The sequence below is a fragment of the Streptomyces sp. Ru72 genome, assembly GCF_002920635.1.
Classification (GTDB): Bacteria; Actinomycetota; Actinomycetes; order Streptomycetales; family Streptomycetaceae; genus Streptomyces.
This window is the reverse complement of record NZ_PQSR01000034.1, coordinates 1-16,032: the sequence shown is the minus strand read 5'-3', so window position 1 is coordinate 16,032 and position 16,032 is coordinate 1. Positions and strand designations below refer to the sequence as shown.

At 72.1% G+C, this 16,032-nt stretch carries 17 protein-coding genes; 10 read left to right on the top strand and 7 right to left on the bottom strand.

Translation table 11 applies throughout. From position 1 onward, the window contains the following. Window positions 1-51: 51 nt before the first annotated feature. Window positions 52-618: a MarR family winged helix-turn-helix transcriptional regulator gene (locus tag C3488_RS17915; protein WP_103840562.1), complete on the bottom strand. Its 567-nt coding sequence runs from the start codon at window positions 616-618 to the stop codon at window positions 52-54. Next, entirely contained in the window at window positions 615-2,246 is a 1,632-nt protein-coding gene (locus C3488_RS17910) for an FUSC family protein (RefSeq protein WP_103840560.1), read from the bottom strand. Before C3488_RS17910 ends, C3488_RS17915 begins: the two co-directional genes overlap by 4 nt. 168 nt (window positions 2,247-2,414) lie before the next feature. On the opposite strand from C3488_RS17910, the gene C3488_RS17905 reads away from it, so the two are divergent. The 4 genes from C3488_RS17905 to C3488_RS17890 all read left to right on the top strand — a co-directional run bounded on the left by C3488_RS17905 (window position 2,415) and on the right by C3488_RS17890 (window position 5,525). Next, window positions 2,415-2,960 (top strand): DUF5134 domain-containing protein, encoded by a 546-nt coding sequence (locus C3488_RS17905; protein WP_181139068.1) that lies wholly within the window; start codon window positions 2,415-2,417, stop codon window positions 2,958-2,960. Window positions 2,961-3,086: 126 nt separating this feature from the next. Next, window positions 3,087-4,022 carry a M56 family metallopeptidase gene (locus C3488_RS17900; protein ID WP_103840556.1) on the top strand — a complete coding sequence of 312 codons (936 nt, stop codon included), beginning with the start codon at window positions 3,087-3,089 and terminating at the stop codon, window positions 4,020-4,022. A gap of 64 nt (window positions 4,023-4,086) precedes the next feature. Continuing rightward, window positions 4,087-4,794 carry a phosphatase PAP2 family protein gene (locus C3488_RS17895; RefSeq protein WP_103840554.1) on the top strand — a complete coding sequence of 236 codons (708 nt, stop codon included), beginning with the start codon at window positions 4,087-4,089 and terminating at the stop codon, window positions 4,792-4,794. Between the two features lie 32 nt (window positions 4,795-4,826). Further along, window positions 4,827-5,525: an HAD family hydrolase gene (locus C3488_RS17890; RefSeq protein WP_103840552.1), complete on the top strand. Its 699-nt coding sequence runs from the start codon at window positions 4,827-4,829 to the stop codon at window positions 5,523-5,525. Between the two features lie 21 nt (window positions 5,526-5,546). On the opposite strand, the gene C3488_RS17885 is transcribed toward C3488_RS17890, so the two are convergent. Further along, window positions 5,547-5,792, bottom strand: coding sequence for a DUF2630 family protein (locus C3488_RS17885; RefSeq protein WP_103840550.1), 246 nt, complete (start codon window positions 5,790-5,792; stop codon window positions 5,547-5,549). Window positions 5,793-6,002: 210 nt separating this feature from the next. Between C3488_RS17885 and C3488_RS17880 the strand changes: the two genes are divergently transcribed. After that, a complete protein-coding gene (locus tag C3488_RS17880) occupies window positions 6,003-6,686 on the top strand; it encodes a TetR/AcrR family transcriptional regulator (protein WP_103840548.1) in 684 nt (227 codons plus the stop codon). On the opposite strand, the gene C3488_RS17875 is transcribed toward C3488_RS17880, so the two are convergent. Then, complete coding sequence (locus C3488_RS17875) at window positions 6,674-8,173, bottom strand: LVIVD repeat-containing protein (protein WP_103840546.1); 1,500 nt, start codon at window positions 8,171-8,173, stop codon at window positions 6,674-6,676. The two genes, C3488_RS17880 and C3488_RS17875, sit on opposite strands and share 13 nt — an antisense overlap. A gap of 146 nt (window positions 8,174-8,319) precedes the next feature. Between C3488_RS17875 and C3488_RS17870 the strand changes: the two genes are divergently transcribed. Beyond that, window positions 8,320-8,940: a DUF305 domain-containing protein gene (locus C3488_RS17870; RefSeq protein WP_258053484.1), complete on the top strand. Its 621-nt coding sequence runs from the start codon at window positions 8,320-8,322 to the stop codon at window positions 8,938-8,940. Between the two features lie 30 nt (window positions 8,941-8,970). Here C3488_RS17870 and C3488_RS17865 read toward each other — a convergent pair whose 3' ends face one another. Continuing rightward, window positions 8,971-9,435: a DUF6214 family protein gene (locus tag C3488_RS17865; RefSeq protein ID WP_181139067.1), complete on the bottom strand. Its 465-nt coding sequence runs from the start codon at window positions 9,433-9,435 to the stop codon at window positions 8,971-8,973. Between the two features lie 214 nt (window positions 9,436-9,649). Between C3488_RS17865 and C3488_RS17860 the strand changes: the two genes are divergently transcribed. Together C3488_RS17860 and C3488_RS17855 are read left to right on the top strand one after the other, a co-directional pair. Then, window positions 9,650-11,002 carry an FAD-dependent oxidoreductase gene (locus C3488_RS17860; RefSeq protein ID WP_103840542.1) on the top strand — a complete coding sequence of 451 codons (1,353 nt, stop codon included), beginning with the start codon at window positions 9,650-9,652 and terminating at the stop codon, window positions 11,000-11,002. A 37-nt stretch (window positions 11,003-11,039) separates the two neighbouring features. Then, a complete protein-coding gene (locus C3488_RS17855; RefSeq protein ID WP_103840540.1) occupies window positions 11,040-12,419 on the top strand; it encodes a nucleobase:cation symporter-2 family protein in 1,380 nt (459 codons plus the stop codon). Here C3488_RS17855 and C3488_RS17850 read toward each other — a convergent pair. Then, on the bottom strand, window positions 12,339-12,698 hold the full coding sequence (locus tag C3488_RS17850) for a helix-turn-helix transcriptional regulator (protein ID WP_258053483.1): 360 nt from the start codon (window positions 12,696-12,698) through the stop codon (window positions 12,339-12,341). The genes C3488_RS17855 and C3488_RS17850 overlap by 81 nt on opposite strands. Before the next feature lie 146 nt (window positions 12,699-12,844). On the opposite strand from C3488_RS17850, the gene C3488_RS17845 reads away from it, so the two are divergent. Next, the gene (locus C3488_RS17845; RefSeq protein WP_103840663.1) at window positions 12,845-13,924 is read left to right on the top strand and encodes an NADH:flavin oxidoreductase/NADH oxidase; all 1,080 of its coding nucleotides are present in this window, start codon (window positions 12,845-12,847) and stop codon (window positions 13,922-13,924) included. Window positions 13,925-14,037: 113 nt separating this feature from the next. On the opposite strand, the gene C3488_RS17840 is transcribed toward C3488_RS17845, so the two are convergent. Continuing rightward, window positions 14,038-14,607, bottom strand: coding sequence for a hypothetical protein (locus C3488_RS17840; protein WP_103840661.1), 570 nt, complete (start codon window positions 14,605-14,607; stop codon window positions 14,038-14,040). A gap of 237 nt (window positions 14,608-14,844) precedes the next feature. On the opposite strand from C3488_RS17840, the gene C3488_RS17835 reads away from it, so the two are divergent. Further along, the gene (locus C3488_RS17835; RefSeq protein WP_103840538.1) at window positions 14,845-15,987 is read left to right on the top strand and encodes a sialidase family protein; all 1,143 of its coding nucleotides are present in this window, start codon (window positions 14,845-14,847) and stop codon (window positions 15,985-15,987) included. The last annotated feature ends 45 nt before the right edge of the window (window positions 15,988-16,032 follow it).

The following is a 16,032-nucleotide window of genomic DNA, read 5'->3' as shown; positions in this document are numbered from 1 at the left end:
TAGCAGTTGCGGTCAACGGGCCGGGTTCGCGCAGTTTCCGGGTGCGCGCCGTCACCCGCGCGGGGCGCCGAGCCGGCCTTCCAGCTGGACGAGCAGCTCGCCGAGCAGTTCCGCGAGCTGACGCCGGTCGTCGGTGTCGAGCCCGGACAGGACGGCGGTCTCGTACGACAGCTGCTCGGGCAGGATGGCGTCGACCAGCTCGCGGCCCGCCTCCGTCAGATGCACATGCGCCACACGGCGGTCACGGGAGTCCCCGCGCCGCTCGACCAGGCCGCGCTCGGCGAGCTGCTTGACCCGTTTGGTGACCGCGGCGCCCGAGGAGAAGGTCTCCCGGGCCAGCTCTCCGGGCGTCAGCTCGTGCCCCGTGCGGCGCAGCGTGCCGAGGACGTCGAACTCCGGCCGGGTGAGCCCGGCGCGGCGCAGCGGTGCGTCCTCCGCCTGCTGGAGCAGGGCGGCGCAGCGGTTCACCCGCCCGATGATCTCCATGGGCCCGGTGTCGATGTCGGGGCGGACGGCCCGCCACTGGCGCACGACGGCGGCGACGATGTCGCCCGCGACGGCCCCCGGTCCGGCCGCACCGCCCTGCGCCCGCGTCGTCGGTCCGTTCACTGCCGTCATGTCCGTGCGCCTTCCGAGATGTGCAGTCCCTGCCGTCGTACCGTCGCGGCGAGCGTACGGTGTCCGGCCTGTTCGGCGCGCAGCACCCGTTCCTCGGGCAGGGCGCGCTGCCACCACTCGCCGGCCGCGGCGTCGGCCGTGGCGCGCAGTTCCACGAGGGCCCCGGCGAGAGCGCGGCGTGTGCTTTCCAGGGCACCCGGCTCGGCGTGCTCCGCGGCCTGGAGCCGGGCCGCGCGCTCGCGGGCGCGGTCGACGGCGGCGAGGGCGTGGTCGAGGCGGTCGCCGGCGCGCCGATTGGTGACGACGATCGCGGCGGCGAAGCCGACCAGCGCTCCGATGAGGGTGTCCAGGATCCGGTCGGCCATGAGCGCCGCGGTCTCCTGACGGCGGGCGAACTCGGTGATGAGCAGGGCCATCGGCGTCACACAGACACTGCCGAGCCAGTAGTTGCGGCTGATGAGCGCCTCGGCGCCGAAGTTGAAGGCCAGGCCGCACAGCACCAGCGCGAGCTGGTTCAGATGCGCGAGCGGGGCGATGGCCGCGAAGAGCAGGACGCCGAGGAGGTTGCCGATGACGCGCTGGACGCCTCGGCGCCAGGTGAGGGTGACGTTGGCCTGGTACAGCGAGGCGGCGGTGACCAGCGCCCAGTACGGGCGGCCGACGCCGAGCGCCAGGGAGACGTATCCGGCGAGGGCGCAACCGAGGGCGGTGCGCAGGGCGATGGGGGCGAGCGGGCCGAGCCTGCGGCGCAGGGGGCGCCGCGGGATCGTGAGTTCGGCCTCCACGCCGAGGAGTTCGTCGGCGGTCCCGCCGAGGTCGTCCGGGAGCGGGACGGGCCCGGTGCCACGCAGGTCGCGCGCCCAGGCGCGCAGCCGCTCGGGGTCGGTGTCGTCGGGCGCGGCGAGCGCGACCTCTGCCCGGACGACGAGCCGTGCCAGGGCGCGCCGGGATGCGGAGCCGGCCGGCAGCAGCGACTGCCAGGCGGTGTGCACTGCGGCCGCGGCACCTGCCCGGGCGGAGGCCGCGCCGGTCTCGGCGAACACGGCGGCGGCGCTCAGGGCGTGGGCGGTGGCGCGGCGCTCGGGGCCGTGCGGCCGCAGCAGGCCGGGGGCCATGCCGACGATCCAGGACCAGGCTCCCGCCGCGGCGGCGAGACCGAGGTGGGCGGGGACCTCCCCCGGTGTCTGCGGGGCGAACAGGGACGCCGAGCTGACGAAGGTGAAGATCACGTTGCCGGGCGGCCCGATGCGGGTCGCGTCGCAGAACGCCTTCTGCACCGCCGCCAGCAGGGCGCCCACGGTCACCAGGACCACGGCATTCGTGGTGAGGGACGCGGCGACCAGGGCGACGGCGAGACCGCCCAGCATGCCGAGGACGACCCGGACGAGGGTCGCGGCGCGGGCCGCGTACGGGCGGTTGTGCGCGTAGAGGGCGCACAGGGAGCCCGCCATCGTGTAGACGGCCAGGTCCAGGCGGCCGAGGGCGAGCAGCGTCAGGTTCGGCGGGGCGATCGCGGCGACCACGCTCAGTGCGGGCTTGAACCAGATTTCCGAGGGCCTGCCGAGGCGCAGATGGCCGGAGAGGGGCAAAGGGCGCACGCGGGAGGTTCGGGCGGTGACACTGCTCATGGACGCAAGCTTAACAAGTGTTTTACTAGTAAATGAATTGCGGCGGCCGCACCCTGCCTGCCGCGCGATCCCCGCGCTCCCCCGTACCCCTGTGCGCTTGCGTGCGCACCCTGCGTCACGGGCATGCCCCCGGTGACCGTCCGAGACCGTCCAGCGGGGAGGTGCGCGGTGCACGGACCGGCTTCGCCCGGCTGGTTGCTCGTCGCGCTGTGCGCGGCGACCGGGGCCTACTGTCTGCTGCGGATGCGCAGCACCGTCGAGGAACAGCGCCGGGCCGCGGGTGGCGAGGCCCTGATGGGGTTCGGCATGGCGGTGATGGCCGTGCCCGCGGCGGTCGCCGTGCCGCCGCGCGCCCTGTGGATCGCGTACGCCGTGGTCTTCGGCGGGGCGGCCGTGCGGGCCCTGTGGGAGACCCGGAGCGGCGCCCACCATCTGCACCACCTGATCGGCGCGTGCGCCATGGTCTACATGGCGGCGGCGATGGCCGCCTCGTCCGGTCACCACACGCACGGCGGCGTATCGCTGCTGACCGGGACACTGCTGCTCTACTTCACGGTCTATGTGCTGTGGTCCGGAGCACGGCTGGTGCCCGCGGTGGCGGTGGCCGCGGCCGCGGGTGCGCCGGGCACGGGCTGGGGCGACCGGCCCGAACTCGCGCGTGCCTGCCGCCTGTCCATGGCGATCGCGATGCTGGCGATGCTCCTCACGCTGTGATCCGGGAGCCGGACGGAGCCTGCATCAGGCCGGCAGTGGGACAAGGCGCCGCGCAACCGTGGCGTGCGTCACTTTGCCGCGACGGTACGTAGGCTGTGCCCCCGCCCGGCTCATAGGCTTCGGCCCATGATGGTCCCCGCGGCACTGCTGCTGCTCGGCGCCCTGACCGCCGTCCTCGCTCCGCGGCTGCTCGCCCGGGCGGACTGGCCGGACCGCGAACCGGTGGTCGCCCTGTGGGTGTGGCAGTGCGTGGTGGCGGCGGTCCTGGTGTGCTGCGTGCTGTCGATGACGCTGAGCGCGGCCGCCGCGTGGACGGCCGTGCGGGGCCATGTGTTCGCCCCCGCCCCGCACTCGGTCGTGGCCGCGTACGCGCTGAGCACGGGGAGTCCCTGGGCCGCGACGACCGCGGTGGCGCTGGCGTGCGGCGGCGCGTGGAGCGCGGCGATGCTGGTCAGGGAGGTCTCCCGGGCACGGGCACGCCGTCGGCACAGTCGCGCCGAACTGCTGGTGCGGGCCCCGCTGTTGCCCGGCGAGGAGCCGCGCGGCGACCGACTGGTGGTGCTTGAGGGGGAGCGTCCGGAGGCCTGGTGGCTGCCCGGGCCGGCACCCCGACTGGTCGTCACCACGGCCGCGTTGCGCCGTCTCAAGGGCAGGCAGTTGGACGCGGTGCTCGCCCATGAGCAGGGCCACGCGCGGGCCCGGCACCACTGGCTGCTGCACTCCTCGGCCGCACTGGCCAACGGATTTCCCCAGGTTCCCGTCTTCGCCGCGTTCCGCGACGAGATGCACCGACTGGTCGAACTCGCCGCCGACGACATGGCCTCGCGCCGCCACGGTCGCCTCACCACCGCGCTGGCGCTGGTGGAACTCAACGAGGACCGTGGCGTGTTCGGACCCTGCCCCACCCCGCAGGCCCATGTTCCGCAGCGTGTGCACCGCCTCCTCACTCCCCCGGACCGGCTTCCGGCGGCGCGGCGGCTGCGGCTGACGGCGACTGCGGCGCTGGTCCCGGTGATTCCGGTGCTGGTGGCGTTCGTACCGGGGCTGCGCGCACTCGGGTAGTCACGGAAGGCGCCGGGCGGTCCGGGCTTGACCCGTGGCCGCACATGTCGGCGAGGATCACGGTATGCACCCCGCGCCCGTCGACTCACCGCCCCGCCCTCCGGCCCCGCGGACCGCGGCGCTCACCGCCGCCGCCCTCGCCGTCCCGTCAGTGCTGCTCCTGGTGCTGGTCGCCGTTTCCTGGCGTCCGCTCATGAGGCTCGACGGCGACATCGCGACCACCACGCACCGCTGGGCGGTCGAACACCGCGGAATCACGCACGCGTCCCGCATCCTCACCGACTGGGTGTGGGACCCCCAGACCATGCGCGTGCTGTGCGCTGCGGCCGTGGTCTGGCTGCTGTGGCGGCGCAGAGCATCGTGGCTCGCGCTGTGGGTCGCGGCCACGTGCGCGCTCTCGGCGCTGATCCAGAACGCCCTCAAGGCGGCAGTCGGCCGCCCCCGCCCGGTGTGGCCGAATCCCGTCGACTCCGCCCACTACGCGGCCTTCCCCTCCGGTCACGCCATGACGGCGACGGTGGTGTGCGGACTGCTGCTGTGGCTCCTGCACCGCCACGGCGCCGGGCCACTGTTGTGGTGCGCTGCGCTCACGGTGGCCGTGGTCTCGGTCGTCGGCGTCGGGCTGACGCGCGTCTGGCTGGGCGTGCACTGGCCGTCGGACGTGCTGGGCGGCTGGCTGCTGGGGGCCCTGCTGGTCGCACTCGCGGTGGCGTCGTACGAGCGGTGGTGCCGAGGGGAGGAAGAGCCGGTCCGGCCCGAACGGCGTCCTTGACCGTGGGGGGCGTGTCACGAAGGATCGGCCCCATGGCGATCAAAGGCGTGCTTTTCGACTTCTCCGGGACCCTCTTCCGCATCGAGTCGACCGAGTCGTGGCTGCGCGCGGTGCTCGCGGAGGCCGACGTGACGCTGCCCGAAAGCGAGTTGCTGGGCCTGGCGGGGCAACTGGATGCCGCGGGCGCGCTGGCGGGCGGGGCCTCACCCACGGCGCCGCTCCCGGACGACCTGGCCGCGCTGTGGGCGGTGCGGGACCGCAGCGCCGAGGCGCACCGGGCCGCGTACACGGGGCTCTCCCGCCGGGTGGAACTTCCGGACGCGCGGCTGCACGACGCGCTGTACGACCGTCATATGACGCCCGCCGCCTGGCGGCCCTACCCGGACACGGTCGATGTGCTGGCCGCGCTGCGCGAGCGCGGGGTGGCCGTCGGCGTGGTCAGCAACATCGGCTGGGACCTGCGGCCGGTCTTCCGCGAGCACGGCGTCGACCGGTTTGTGGACGCGTACGTGCTGTCGTACGAACACGGCATCCAGAAGCCGGACACCCGGCTGTTCGGACTCGCCTGCGACGCGCTCGGCGTCGCCCCTCAGGACACGCTGATGGTCGGCGACGACCGCCGCGCCGACGGCGGCGCGGCGGACCTGGGTTGCGCGGTGCACTTCGTGGAGCACCGCACGGTGAGCGAGCGCCCCGACGGGCTCCGCCCGGTGCTGGACCTGATCGACTGAGCCGGGCGCGCGCCCAGGCCCTCAGCTCTCGTAGCCCTCGACCTGCGACGCCGGGCGGACCTGCGCCTCGTCCGGGTTCTCGCCGAACTCGGCCTTGGCGCGGCGCTGGCGCAGCAGGTCCCAGCACTGGTCCAGGGCGCGTTCCAGTTCGCCGAGGCGCTCCTGTTCCGTCGCACTGTCGATGCGGCCGGACGAGACCGCGTCCCGTAGAGCGCGCTCCTCCTCCACCATGGCCGAAATCCTGCCCAGGATCTGGTCCTGATCCATGTCTGTACGCCTCCTCGGTGACTGCTGACCACTCTAGGGAGGGATCACCGGCTGTGCGACACCGGTGGCGGCAGAGAAGAGGTGCGCGCCTGCCCTGGACCATCCCCCGTGTGGCCCGGGGCAGGCGCCGTCCGGAGCCGGCCTGCGAGGCCCGGTCCCCGGATGTACTGAGTATAGTTGGCTGGCAGCCAGTCAACGCAGGAGTCCAGGATGTCGCCGCGCAGCGCCTCGGTCAATGAAGAATTGCGGCGGCGTTCCCGCGAGCGGCTTCTGCACGCGGCCGTCGAACTGGTCAGCGAGCGCGGCTACGACGCGACCACGCTCGGCGACATCGCGGACCGCGCCGGATCCGCGCGGGGCCTGGTGTCGTACTACTTCCCCGGCAAGCGGCAGCTCCTCCAGTCGGCCGTGCACCGGCTGATGCACCGCACCCTGGAGGAGGCGCTGGAGCGCGAGCCGCGCACGCAGGACGGCCGGGAGCGGATGGCGCGGGCCATCGACGCGATCCTGGGCCTGACCGTGCACCACCCCGTGCTGATGCGGCAGCACATGGCGGGGATCCTGCAGGCCGAGGGGTTCGTGCAGTGTCCCGAGCAGAAGCGGCTGGCGGAGCTGCTGCGGGACACGGTCGTACGGCACGGCTCGGCGGCCCCCGAGACCGACTACCCGATGCTGCGGGCCCTGCTGATGGGCGCGGTCTACGCGGCGCTGGTGCCGGGCGTTCCGATGCCGCTCGCCGTCCTGCGGGCCGAGTTGTTCAAGCGGTACGGCCTCGCCTGGGAGATGGGTGCCCCGCCGGCCCCCGAGGGGACCGACGAGGCGTACGACGCGGATCTGTCGCGGTTCTTCGCGACGGAGGACCGCCCGCCGCAGAGCAGCGGTCAGCCGAAGTAGTCCGGCTGCGTCTGGACGTTCAGCTCACCGAGCCGGACCCGCTGTGCGGGGTCCGTGCGGCGGTCGGTCAGCTTCAGGACGTCGAACCCCTTGGCGATGTCGTTCGAGTAGATGTACCCGTTGTAGTAGTACGCCGACCAGGATCCGCCGACGGTGAGGGTGTCCGTGGTGAGCGGTCCGCGCTCGAAGTAGGCGATCTCCTCGGGGTGCGCGGAGTCGGTGAAGTCCCAGACGGAGACGCCGCCCTGGTACCAGGCCTGGACCATGAGGTCGCGGCCCTTGACCGGGATCAGCGACCCGTTGTGGGCGACGCAGTTCTCGGTGTCGGCCTGGTGACGCGGGATCTTGTAGTAGCCGCGGAAGACCAGCTTGCGGCTCTCGCCCTTGCCGCGGATGTCATAGATGCCGTCGGCGCCGCGGTTCGGGCCGGTCTGCGCGTTGCAGGTGGCCCCGCTGCCTCCGCCGAGCTCGTCGGTGAAGACGACCTTGTCCGCCTTCTGGTTGAAGGTGGCCGAGTGCCAGAACGCGAAGTTCACGTTGTCCTGGACCCGGTCGATGACCTTCGGATGCTCCGGGTCCTTGATGGACATCAGGATGCCGTCGCCCATGCAGGCGCCCGCCGCGAGGTCCTTGGAGGGCAGCACGGTGATGTCGTGGCAGCCGGTGGTCTTGGAGACGCCCGGGTTGGTGGGTGCACCGGGGTTGCCGCCGCCGTCGGGTCCTTCACCGGGGAAGAGCACCGGGAAGCTCACCACCGCGGCCTTCTCGGGCGCCTTGCGCGGCACCTTGATGACCGAGATGCCGTCGTGCGGCGGCTGGCAGTCGGGGAACGCGCTGCTCGGAGAGTACGAGGAGACGTAGATGTAGACGTTGTCGCGCTTGGGCACCAGCGAGTGCGTGTGCGAGCCGCAGGCGGTCTCGACGGCGGCGACGTACCTGGGGTTCTTCTTGTCGGTGATGTCGAAGACCTTCATGCCCTCCCAGGACGACTTCTCGGTCGCGGGCTGCGTGGTGCTGTTGCAACTGCTGTCGCTGCGCGAGGAGTCGGTGGACAGGAAGAGCAGATTGCCGGAGACGGAGACGTCGTTCTGCGAGCCGGGGCACAGGACCTGGGCGACCGTCTTCGGAGCCTCGGGGTCGGCGATGTCGAAGATGCGGAAGCCGTCGTAGTTGCCGGCGAAGGCGTACTTGCCCTGGAAGGCCAGGTCCGAGTTGATGCCGGGCAGCGCGTCCTTGGGGACGTTGGCGAGGTGCTGGACGTTGGCGGAGTGGACGATCTCGTCCTGGCCGGGTATCTCGCCGTCCGCGATCGCCTTCCTCGCCTGGTTCTCGGTGCTGTCGGACACCTCGCGGGAGACGGGAACGTCTCCGGGGTCCGGGGTTGCGGCCGCGGGTTGGGCCGCGAGCAGTGCGGCCAGGAGTCCGGCCGCGACGGCGCCGACTCCCAGGCGTCTGCGCCGCGTTCGGTGGTCGTGGGACAGGGTCACTGCTTCCTCCCTGGTAGCCGTTCGGGCTTGAACGGTTCACGGACCTCCGAAGTATCGTCTTTCTCATGGGCAGATCAACAGATGGCAATGCACTCGTAACGAACGTCCTTGGTCGCGCGCGTGCTCTCCGCCGCCGCGCGTCCGTCATGTCGCTGGTGGCGTTGCCGCTGGCGATCGCCCTGCTCACCGGGTGCGACTCCGGGTCGGGCGGCAACTCGGCCGCCGGGGGCGGCCCTTCGGTGATCGCCCCGGGAAAGCCCGGCGAGGCGGCGCAGACGCTTTCCGCGGAGGAGGCCGGCAAGCGGCGCGCCGAGGACGACACTCCGAACCCGGCGGACTTCTCCTACGCGCGCATGATGATCGAACATCACCGGCAGGCGCTCGAGATGACACAACTGGCACCGCAGCGCGCCGAGTCGGACCGGGTGAAACGACTCGCGGAACGGATCACTGCCGCACAGAAGCCTGAAATCGCCTCGATGGAAGCCTGGTTGACGGCGCACGCGAAGGACGACCACGGCAGCCCCCACCAGCACGACCCGATGCCGGGCATGGCGACCGCGGCCCAGCTGAAGCAGCTGCGCGCGGCGACGGGCAAGGCGTTCGACGAGCTTTTCCTCAAACTGATGATCGCTCACCACGGCGGCGCGGTCAGGATGGCGACGGACGCGAAGGCCGAGGGCAACAACATCCAGATCGAGGAGATGGCCGACGATGTGATCGCCCAGCAGACGAGCGAGATCAGCCGGATGCGCGAGATGCTGTGAGGGGTTGGCCGGCGTGCGGGCCGCGCACGGTCAGCTCCGGGCATGACGCGGCGCCAGGAAACCGGCGTCGCGCGCTCCGGCGATCAGCTTGAGCGAGCGGCGCCGGCTGCGTCCCGTCGCACACATGACCGCGTACACCGGGTCGACGCCCTCGGTCTGGGCCGCGCGGTACTCCTCGGCGACCAGACGCCACCCCTCGACGCCGCGCGGCCACGCGGGGCGATCCCGGTCCGCCGGTGCCCCGAGGGGCTCGTACGGCGACCCGGAGTCCACACCGCACGCCTCGAGCAACGGTTCCTCGATCCAGTCCGCGAGGGCCGTCAGATCGCCGAGCGACAGGGGTGGCTGGGCGCGCACCTCCTCGATCGACACGCCGCCGGCGGCGACCACGGCCAGGACGTCGACCCGGCCCCCGTCGGGAAGATCGAGCCGGACCGCGTACCACGACGTGACGCTCCCGTGCTCCCGCACTTCCCAGGCGGGCCACACGGCCACCGGCACATCCGACCGGGATCGATCGGAAAAATCCTGAAAGGACACTTCCAGCACACACGGAACGTAAGCGACTGATCACATACGATGCGGAGAGCCACGCACAGAAGGAGCGCGCACCGCACCCCGTCGGCCCAGCGGCACGCCCCCTCCCCTCCCGCCGTGCGCGGTGCAATGCTGGAGCCACCAGCGATCTCCTCCGCGAGGGAGTTCCGCCGTGCTGCATGTCGCCGTCGTCGGCTCGGGTCCGAGCGGGGTCTACACCGCCCAGGGCCTGGTCCAGCAGGATCCACAGGTGCGCGTCGACGTTCTCGACCGCCTGCCCTGCCCGTACGGACTGGTGCGGTACGGCGTGGCCCCCGACCACGAGAAGATCAAGTCCCTGCAGAACAACCTGCGCACGGTCCTGGAGCACGAGCGGATCCGCTTCCTCGGCGGCGTCCAGGTGGGCGGGGGCGGGGTGCCGCCCGCCCGGCTGCGCGAGCTGTACCACGCGGTGGTCTACTGCGTGGGCGCCGCGACCGACCGGCATCTCGGCATCCCGGGCGAGGAACTGGCCGGCAGCTGGTCGGCCACCGAGTTCGTGTCCTGGTACAGCGCGCATCCGGACTCCGTCGAGGAGGGCTTCCTGCATGACGCGCGGGCGGCCGTGGTGATCGGCGTAGGGAACGTCGCGGTCGACGTGACCCGGATGCTGGCCCGCGAGGTGGCGGACCTGAGCCCCACCGACATGCCGCACGCGGCGCTCACCGCACTGGCCGCCAACAAGGTCACGGAGATCCACATGGTGGGGCGGCGCGGCCCTTCCCAGGCCCGCTTCACCACCAAGGAGCTGCGCGAGCTGGGCACCCTGCCGGACACCGACGTGGTCGTGGACGAGCGTGAACTGGCGCTCGACCCGGCGTACGTCGATCCGTCCGGGCTGCCGGCCACCCAGCGCCGCAACGTGGAGGTGCTGCGCGGCTGGGCCGCGACACCACCGAGCGGTGCGGCGCGGCGGATCCGGCTCCGATTCTTCCTGCGCCCGGTCGAACTGCTGGCCGACGGGGGCCGGGTGAGCGCCGTCCGCTTCGAGCGGACGCTGCCGGACGGACAGGGCGGGGTCAGCGGCAGCGGGCGGTACGAGGACATCGAGGCGCAGCTCGTGCTGCGCTCGGTGGGCTATCGCGGAGTGCCGCTGGAGGGACTGCCGTTCGACACGAAGACCGGCACCGTGCCGCATCGGGCGGGGCGGGTGCTGCGCGACGGGGAGGTCTCTCCCGGCGAGTACGTGGCGGGATGGATCAAGAGGGGCCCGACGGGTGTCATCGGCACGAACCGCCCCTGCGCGAAGGAGACGGTGACCTCCTTGCTCCAGGACGCGCCGGGTCTCACCGCCCGTGAGGTCCCCGAGGATGCGCTCACCGCCCTGCGGGCGGACGGGGTGCGGCCGGTCGAGTGGCCGGGATGGCTGGCGATCGAACGGGCCGAGGCGGCGCTCGGGGCGTCGCTGGGCCGGGGAGTGGTGAAACTCCCCGACTGGCGGTCGCTGATGGCCGCCGCGCACGACACAGTCCCGCAACACCCCTGAAATCAACAAACTGTTCAAGGAGCCTACGTTCTCCCCCATGCCCACCGTGCACCCCGTTGACGAAGTCCCCCCGATACGCCAACTCGCCGCCTACGCCCTCCAACACGTCCTGGCCATGTACGCCGGCGCCGTGGCGGTACCGCTCATCGTCGGCGGCGCCATGAAGCTGCCGGCCGCCGACCTGGCCTATCTCATCACCGCCGACCTGCTGGTGTGCGGCGTCGCGACCCTCATCCAGTGCGTCGGCTTCTGGCGCTTCGGCGTCCGGCTGCCCATCATGCAGGGCTGCACCTTCGCCGCCGTCTCCCCCATGGTGCTCATCGGGACGACGGGCGGCGGACTCCCCGCCATCTACGGCTCGGTGATCGTCGCGGGCCTCGCGATCATGCTGCTGGCGCCCGTCTTCGGCAGACTCCTGCGTTTCTTCCCGCCCCTTGTCACCGGTACGGTGATCCTGATCATCGGCCTGTCGCTGCTGCCGGTGGCCGGTAACTGGGCCGCCGGCGGCCAGGGGTCGAAGGACTTCGGGGAGCCGGGGAATCTGGCCCTCGCGGCCTTCGTGCTGCTGGTCGTGCTCGCGGTGCAGCGCTTCGCGCCGGCGTTCCTGAGTCGGATCGCGGTGCTGATCGGCATCGTGGTGGGGCTGGCGGCAGCGGTGCCGTTCGGCTTCACGGACTTCGGCGGGGTGGGACACGCCGACTGGGTCGGGATCAGCACGCCGTTCCACTTCGGCACGCCCGTCTTCCACGCTTCCGCGATCGCGTCCATGCTGGTGGTCGCGTTGGTGACGATGACCGAGACCACCGGCGACCTGATCGCGGTCGGCGAGATGACCGGCCGCAGGGCCGAGCCGCGCTCCCTGGCGGACGGCCTGAGGGCCGACGGGCTCTCGACGATCCTCGGCGGCGTGTTCAACACCTTCCCGTACACGGCGTACGCCCAGAACGTCGGCCTGGTCGGCATGACCCGGGTGCGCAGCCGCTGGGTCGTGGCGGCCTCCGGCGGCATGCTCGTGCTGCTGGGCCTGCTGCCCAAGCTGGGAGCGGTGGTCGCGGCCGTTCCGGCGCCGGTGCTCGGCGGAGCGGGCCTGGTGATGTTCGGGACGGTCGCAGCGAGCGGACTGCGGACGCTGGCCGGTGTCGACTTCCGGGGGAACCACAACCTGACGGTGGTGGCCGTCTCGGTGGCGGTCGGCATGCTGCCGGTCGGCGTGCCGACGGTCTACGAGAAGTTCCCGGACTGGTTCCAGACGGTGATGAACAGCGGCATCAGCGCCGGCTGCCTGACCGCGATCGTATTGAATCTGCTCTTCAACCACCTGCCCTCGAAGGCCGGTTCAGCCCTCTTGGAGGCGGACGGCCTGGAGCGCGGCGGCGGCGAGGAGGGTGTCGAGGAGCCCCGGGAAGAGATCGTCTAGGTCGTCCCTGCGCAGGCCGTTCATCTTGGCCGTGCCCCGGTAGACCTGCCGGATCACCCCGCTCTCGCGGAGCACCCGGAAGTGGTGGGTGGTGGTGGACTTGGTGACGGGCAGGTCGAAGTGCGAACAGGAGAGCTCGTCGCCGACGGCGGCGAGCTCCCGCACGATCCGCAGCCGCATGGGGTCGGACAGCGCGTGCAGCACGGCCTCCAGACGGATCTCCTCACGCACCGGGTGCGGAAGGTCGCGGCTGCCGAGAGCGGGGGCGGCGGGGGTCACAACGGCTCCAGTTCGTCCGGGGTCCGTCCGGCGGGGCGTCCGGGAGACTCCTCTCATGGTACGACGTCCATCGTATTTTGACATCCTCCGTACTACGATGGCTATCGTACGAGGTCAGCTGTCGGCACCATCGAATGGAGTCCGCCGTGAGTGCGCTCTTCGAACCCTTCACCCTGCGCGACGTGACGGTCCCGAACCGCCTCTGGATGCCTCCGATGTGCCAGTACGCGGCGGCGCCCGAGGGGCCGGCCATCGGCGCACCGACCGACTGGCACTTCGCGCACTACGCGGCGCGCGCCACCGGCGGCACGGGACTGATCGTCGTCGAGGCGACGGCCGTCTCCCCCGAGGGCCGCATCTCCCCGTACGACCTCGGCCTGTGGAACGACACCCAGGCCGAGGCGTTCCAGCGGATCACAGGCTTCCTCAAGGAACAGGGCACGACTCCGGCGATCCAGCTCGCGCACGCCGGCCGCAAGGCGTCGACCGACCAGCCCTGGAAGGGCGGCGCGCCGGTCGGCCCCGACGCGTTCGGCTGGCAGCCGCTCGCGCCGAGCGCGGTGCCGTTCGACGCGCGCCACCCCGTTCCGACCGAGCTGACCGTGAGCGGGATCCGGGAGATCGTGGGGCGGTTCGCTGACGCGGCCCGCCGCGCCCTGGCCGCCGGCTTCGAGGTCGTGGAGATCCACGGCGCACACGGCTACCTCATCAACGAGTTCCTCTCCCCGCACTCCAACCACCGCACGGACGCCTACGGCGGCTCGTACGAGAACCGCACCCGCTTCGCGCTCGAGGTCGTCGACGCGGTGCGGCAGGTGTGGCCGCAGGACAAGCCCCTGTTCTTCCGCGTCTCGGCCACCGACTGGCTGGACGAGGGCGGCTGGACGGCCGACGACACGGTTCGCCTCGCGGCCGACCTCAAGACGCACGGCGTGGACCTCCTCGACGTCTCGACCGGCGGCAACGCGGCGGGCGTCCGCATCCCGACGGGCCCCGGCTATCAGGTGCCCTTCGCCGCCCGGGTGAAGGCGGAGACGTCCCTGCCGGTGGCCGCGGTCGGCCTCGTCACCGAGCCCGAGCAGGCCGAGAAGATCCTGGTCAACGGAGAGGCGGACGCGGTGCTGCTGGGCCGCGAACTGCTTCGCAACCCCTCCTTCGCCCGCCTCACGGCCCGGGAACTGGGCGGCGAGGTGCGGATCCCGGACCAGTACCACCGTTCCGTCTGATCCTGTCCTCGCCCACCCGCGCGGACATCGAGCGCCCGGGGGACGCACCCGGCGACTCGCCCCCGGGCGTCGGCACATCGACGACGGTCATGTCGCGTACCGACGGTCGCCGGTCAGCCCGTCATCCGGCCCCACAGCGGCCCGAACCGCGCCCAGGCCTCGTCCCACTGCGCCATGCGCCGACGCTCCAGACTTTCGCGCAGGATGCGTCCGCCCACGAACGGGACCGCCGCCGCGCCCGTCCCCGCCAGCAGCCCGACCATGGCCGCGCGAACCTGCGCCTGGGACTCGGTGGCGGGCTGTGTCACCAGGGAGCCCTCGGGGTCCGTCCACACGGTGACGGCCGTGCCCGTCGGGCTGCCGGCGGCCACCCGGACCTGCCCGGTGTGCGACGAACCGTCTTCGCCCGTCCACCGCGCCTCCGCCCACACCCGCTGCGCCCCGGCGGGGCCCCTCTTCGGAGCGTCCTGGGTGAGCAGGGCCACGACCGGCTGCCACTGCGCCCGCTCCTCGGCCAGCCCTCGCTCCACCGAGTGCGTCGCCGCCCATCCCGTCAGCACTCCCCCGACCACGGTCACGGCCCAGGCCGCCAGCACCACCCAGGCCTCCAGCGCATCGCTGCGGCGCCGCAGCGGATTGCGCCGCCACCGCCACAGCCACACCCTGCGACCGCGGAACGTCATCGACGACAGCCACCTCATCGATGGCATCCTCCTCACGCACGCACGCACGGACACCCCCCGACCGCCCTCCCATACGCGAACGGGCCCGTTGCTGCTCACCCGACGTCCGCCGGCCCCCGGGTGCACGGTCCCCGAGCGAAGCCTCCGGGGCTCGGCCGTCTCCCGGCGGCTTCCCTCTCCACTCTTCGGAAACACGGCTCTGACCTGCGGTGACTTCGTCCACGGGGGCGACTGTCAGTGCCGGGGTGCAGACTGACCCATGTCTGGGACAACGGCGTTTCGGAGGTGGCCGGCATGGCCGACGTACTGCTGACCGTGGGCACACGCAAAGGACTGTTCATCGCGCGGCGACGAGGCGGCGCCTGGGAGTTCGACGAAAGCCCGTACTTCAACGCACAGGCCGTCTACTCGGTGGCCATCGACACCCGGGGCGCCACTCCGCGCCTGCTGGCCGGAGGGGACAGCGCGCACTGGGGGCCCTCGGTCTTCCACTCCGACGACCTCGGCCGCACCTGGACCGAACCCGCACGGCCCGCCGTCAAGTTCCCCAAGGACACCGGCGCTTCGCTGGAGCGCGTCTGGCAGCTGCACCCGGCCGCGGCGGAGCCGGACGTGGTGTACGCGGGCACGGAACCGGCCGCGCTGTACCGCTCCGAGGACCGCGGCGAGAGCTTCGAGCTGGTGCGCCCCTTGTGGGAACACCCGACGCGCGACAAGTGGGTGCCGGGCGGCGGTGGAGAGGGCCTGCACACCGTGGTCACCGACGGGCGGGACCCGAAGGCCGTGACGGTCGCCGTGTCGACGGCCGGCGTCTTCCGCACCCGGGACGGCGGCGCGAGCTGGGAGCCGTCCAACTCCGGGGTCTCCGCGGTGTTCCTCCCCGATCCGAACCCCGAGTTCGGCCAGTGCGTGCACAAGATCGCACAGGACGCGGCGGCTCTGGACCGGCTCTATCTGCAGAACCACTGGGGGGTGTACAGGAGCGACGACGCGGGCGCCCACTGGACGGACATCGGCGAGGGCCTGCCGTCGACGTTCGGATTCGCCGTGGCCGCCCATCCGCACCGCGGGGACACGGCGTACGTCTTCCCGATCAACGCGGACGCGGACCGGGTCCCGGCCGGTCGCCGATGCCGCGTGTTCCGGACGGCGGACGCGGGCAAGAACTGGGAGCCGCTCACGGCGGGCCTGCCGGCCGAGGACCACTACGGCACGGTCCTGCGGGACGCCCTGTGCACGGACGACGCGGATCCGGCGGGCGTCTACTTCGGCAACCGCAACGGCGAGGTCTACGCCTCGGCCGACGACGGTGACAGCTGGCAGCAGCTTGCCTCCCACCTGCCGGACGTGCTGTGCGTACGGGCGGCTGTGATCGCCTGATCCGACATCAATCCGCCGGTCGAGGCGCCTGTTCACCTGCCGCGC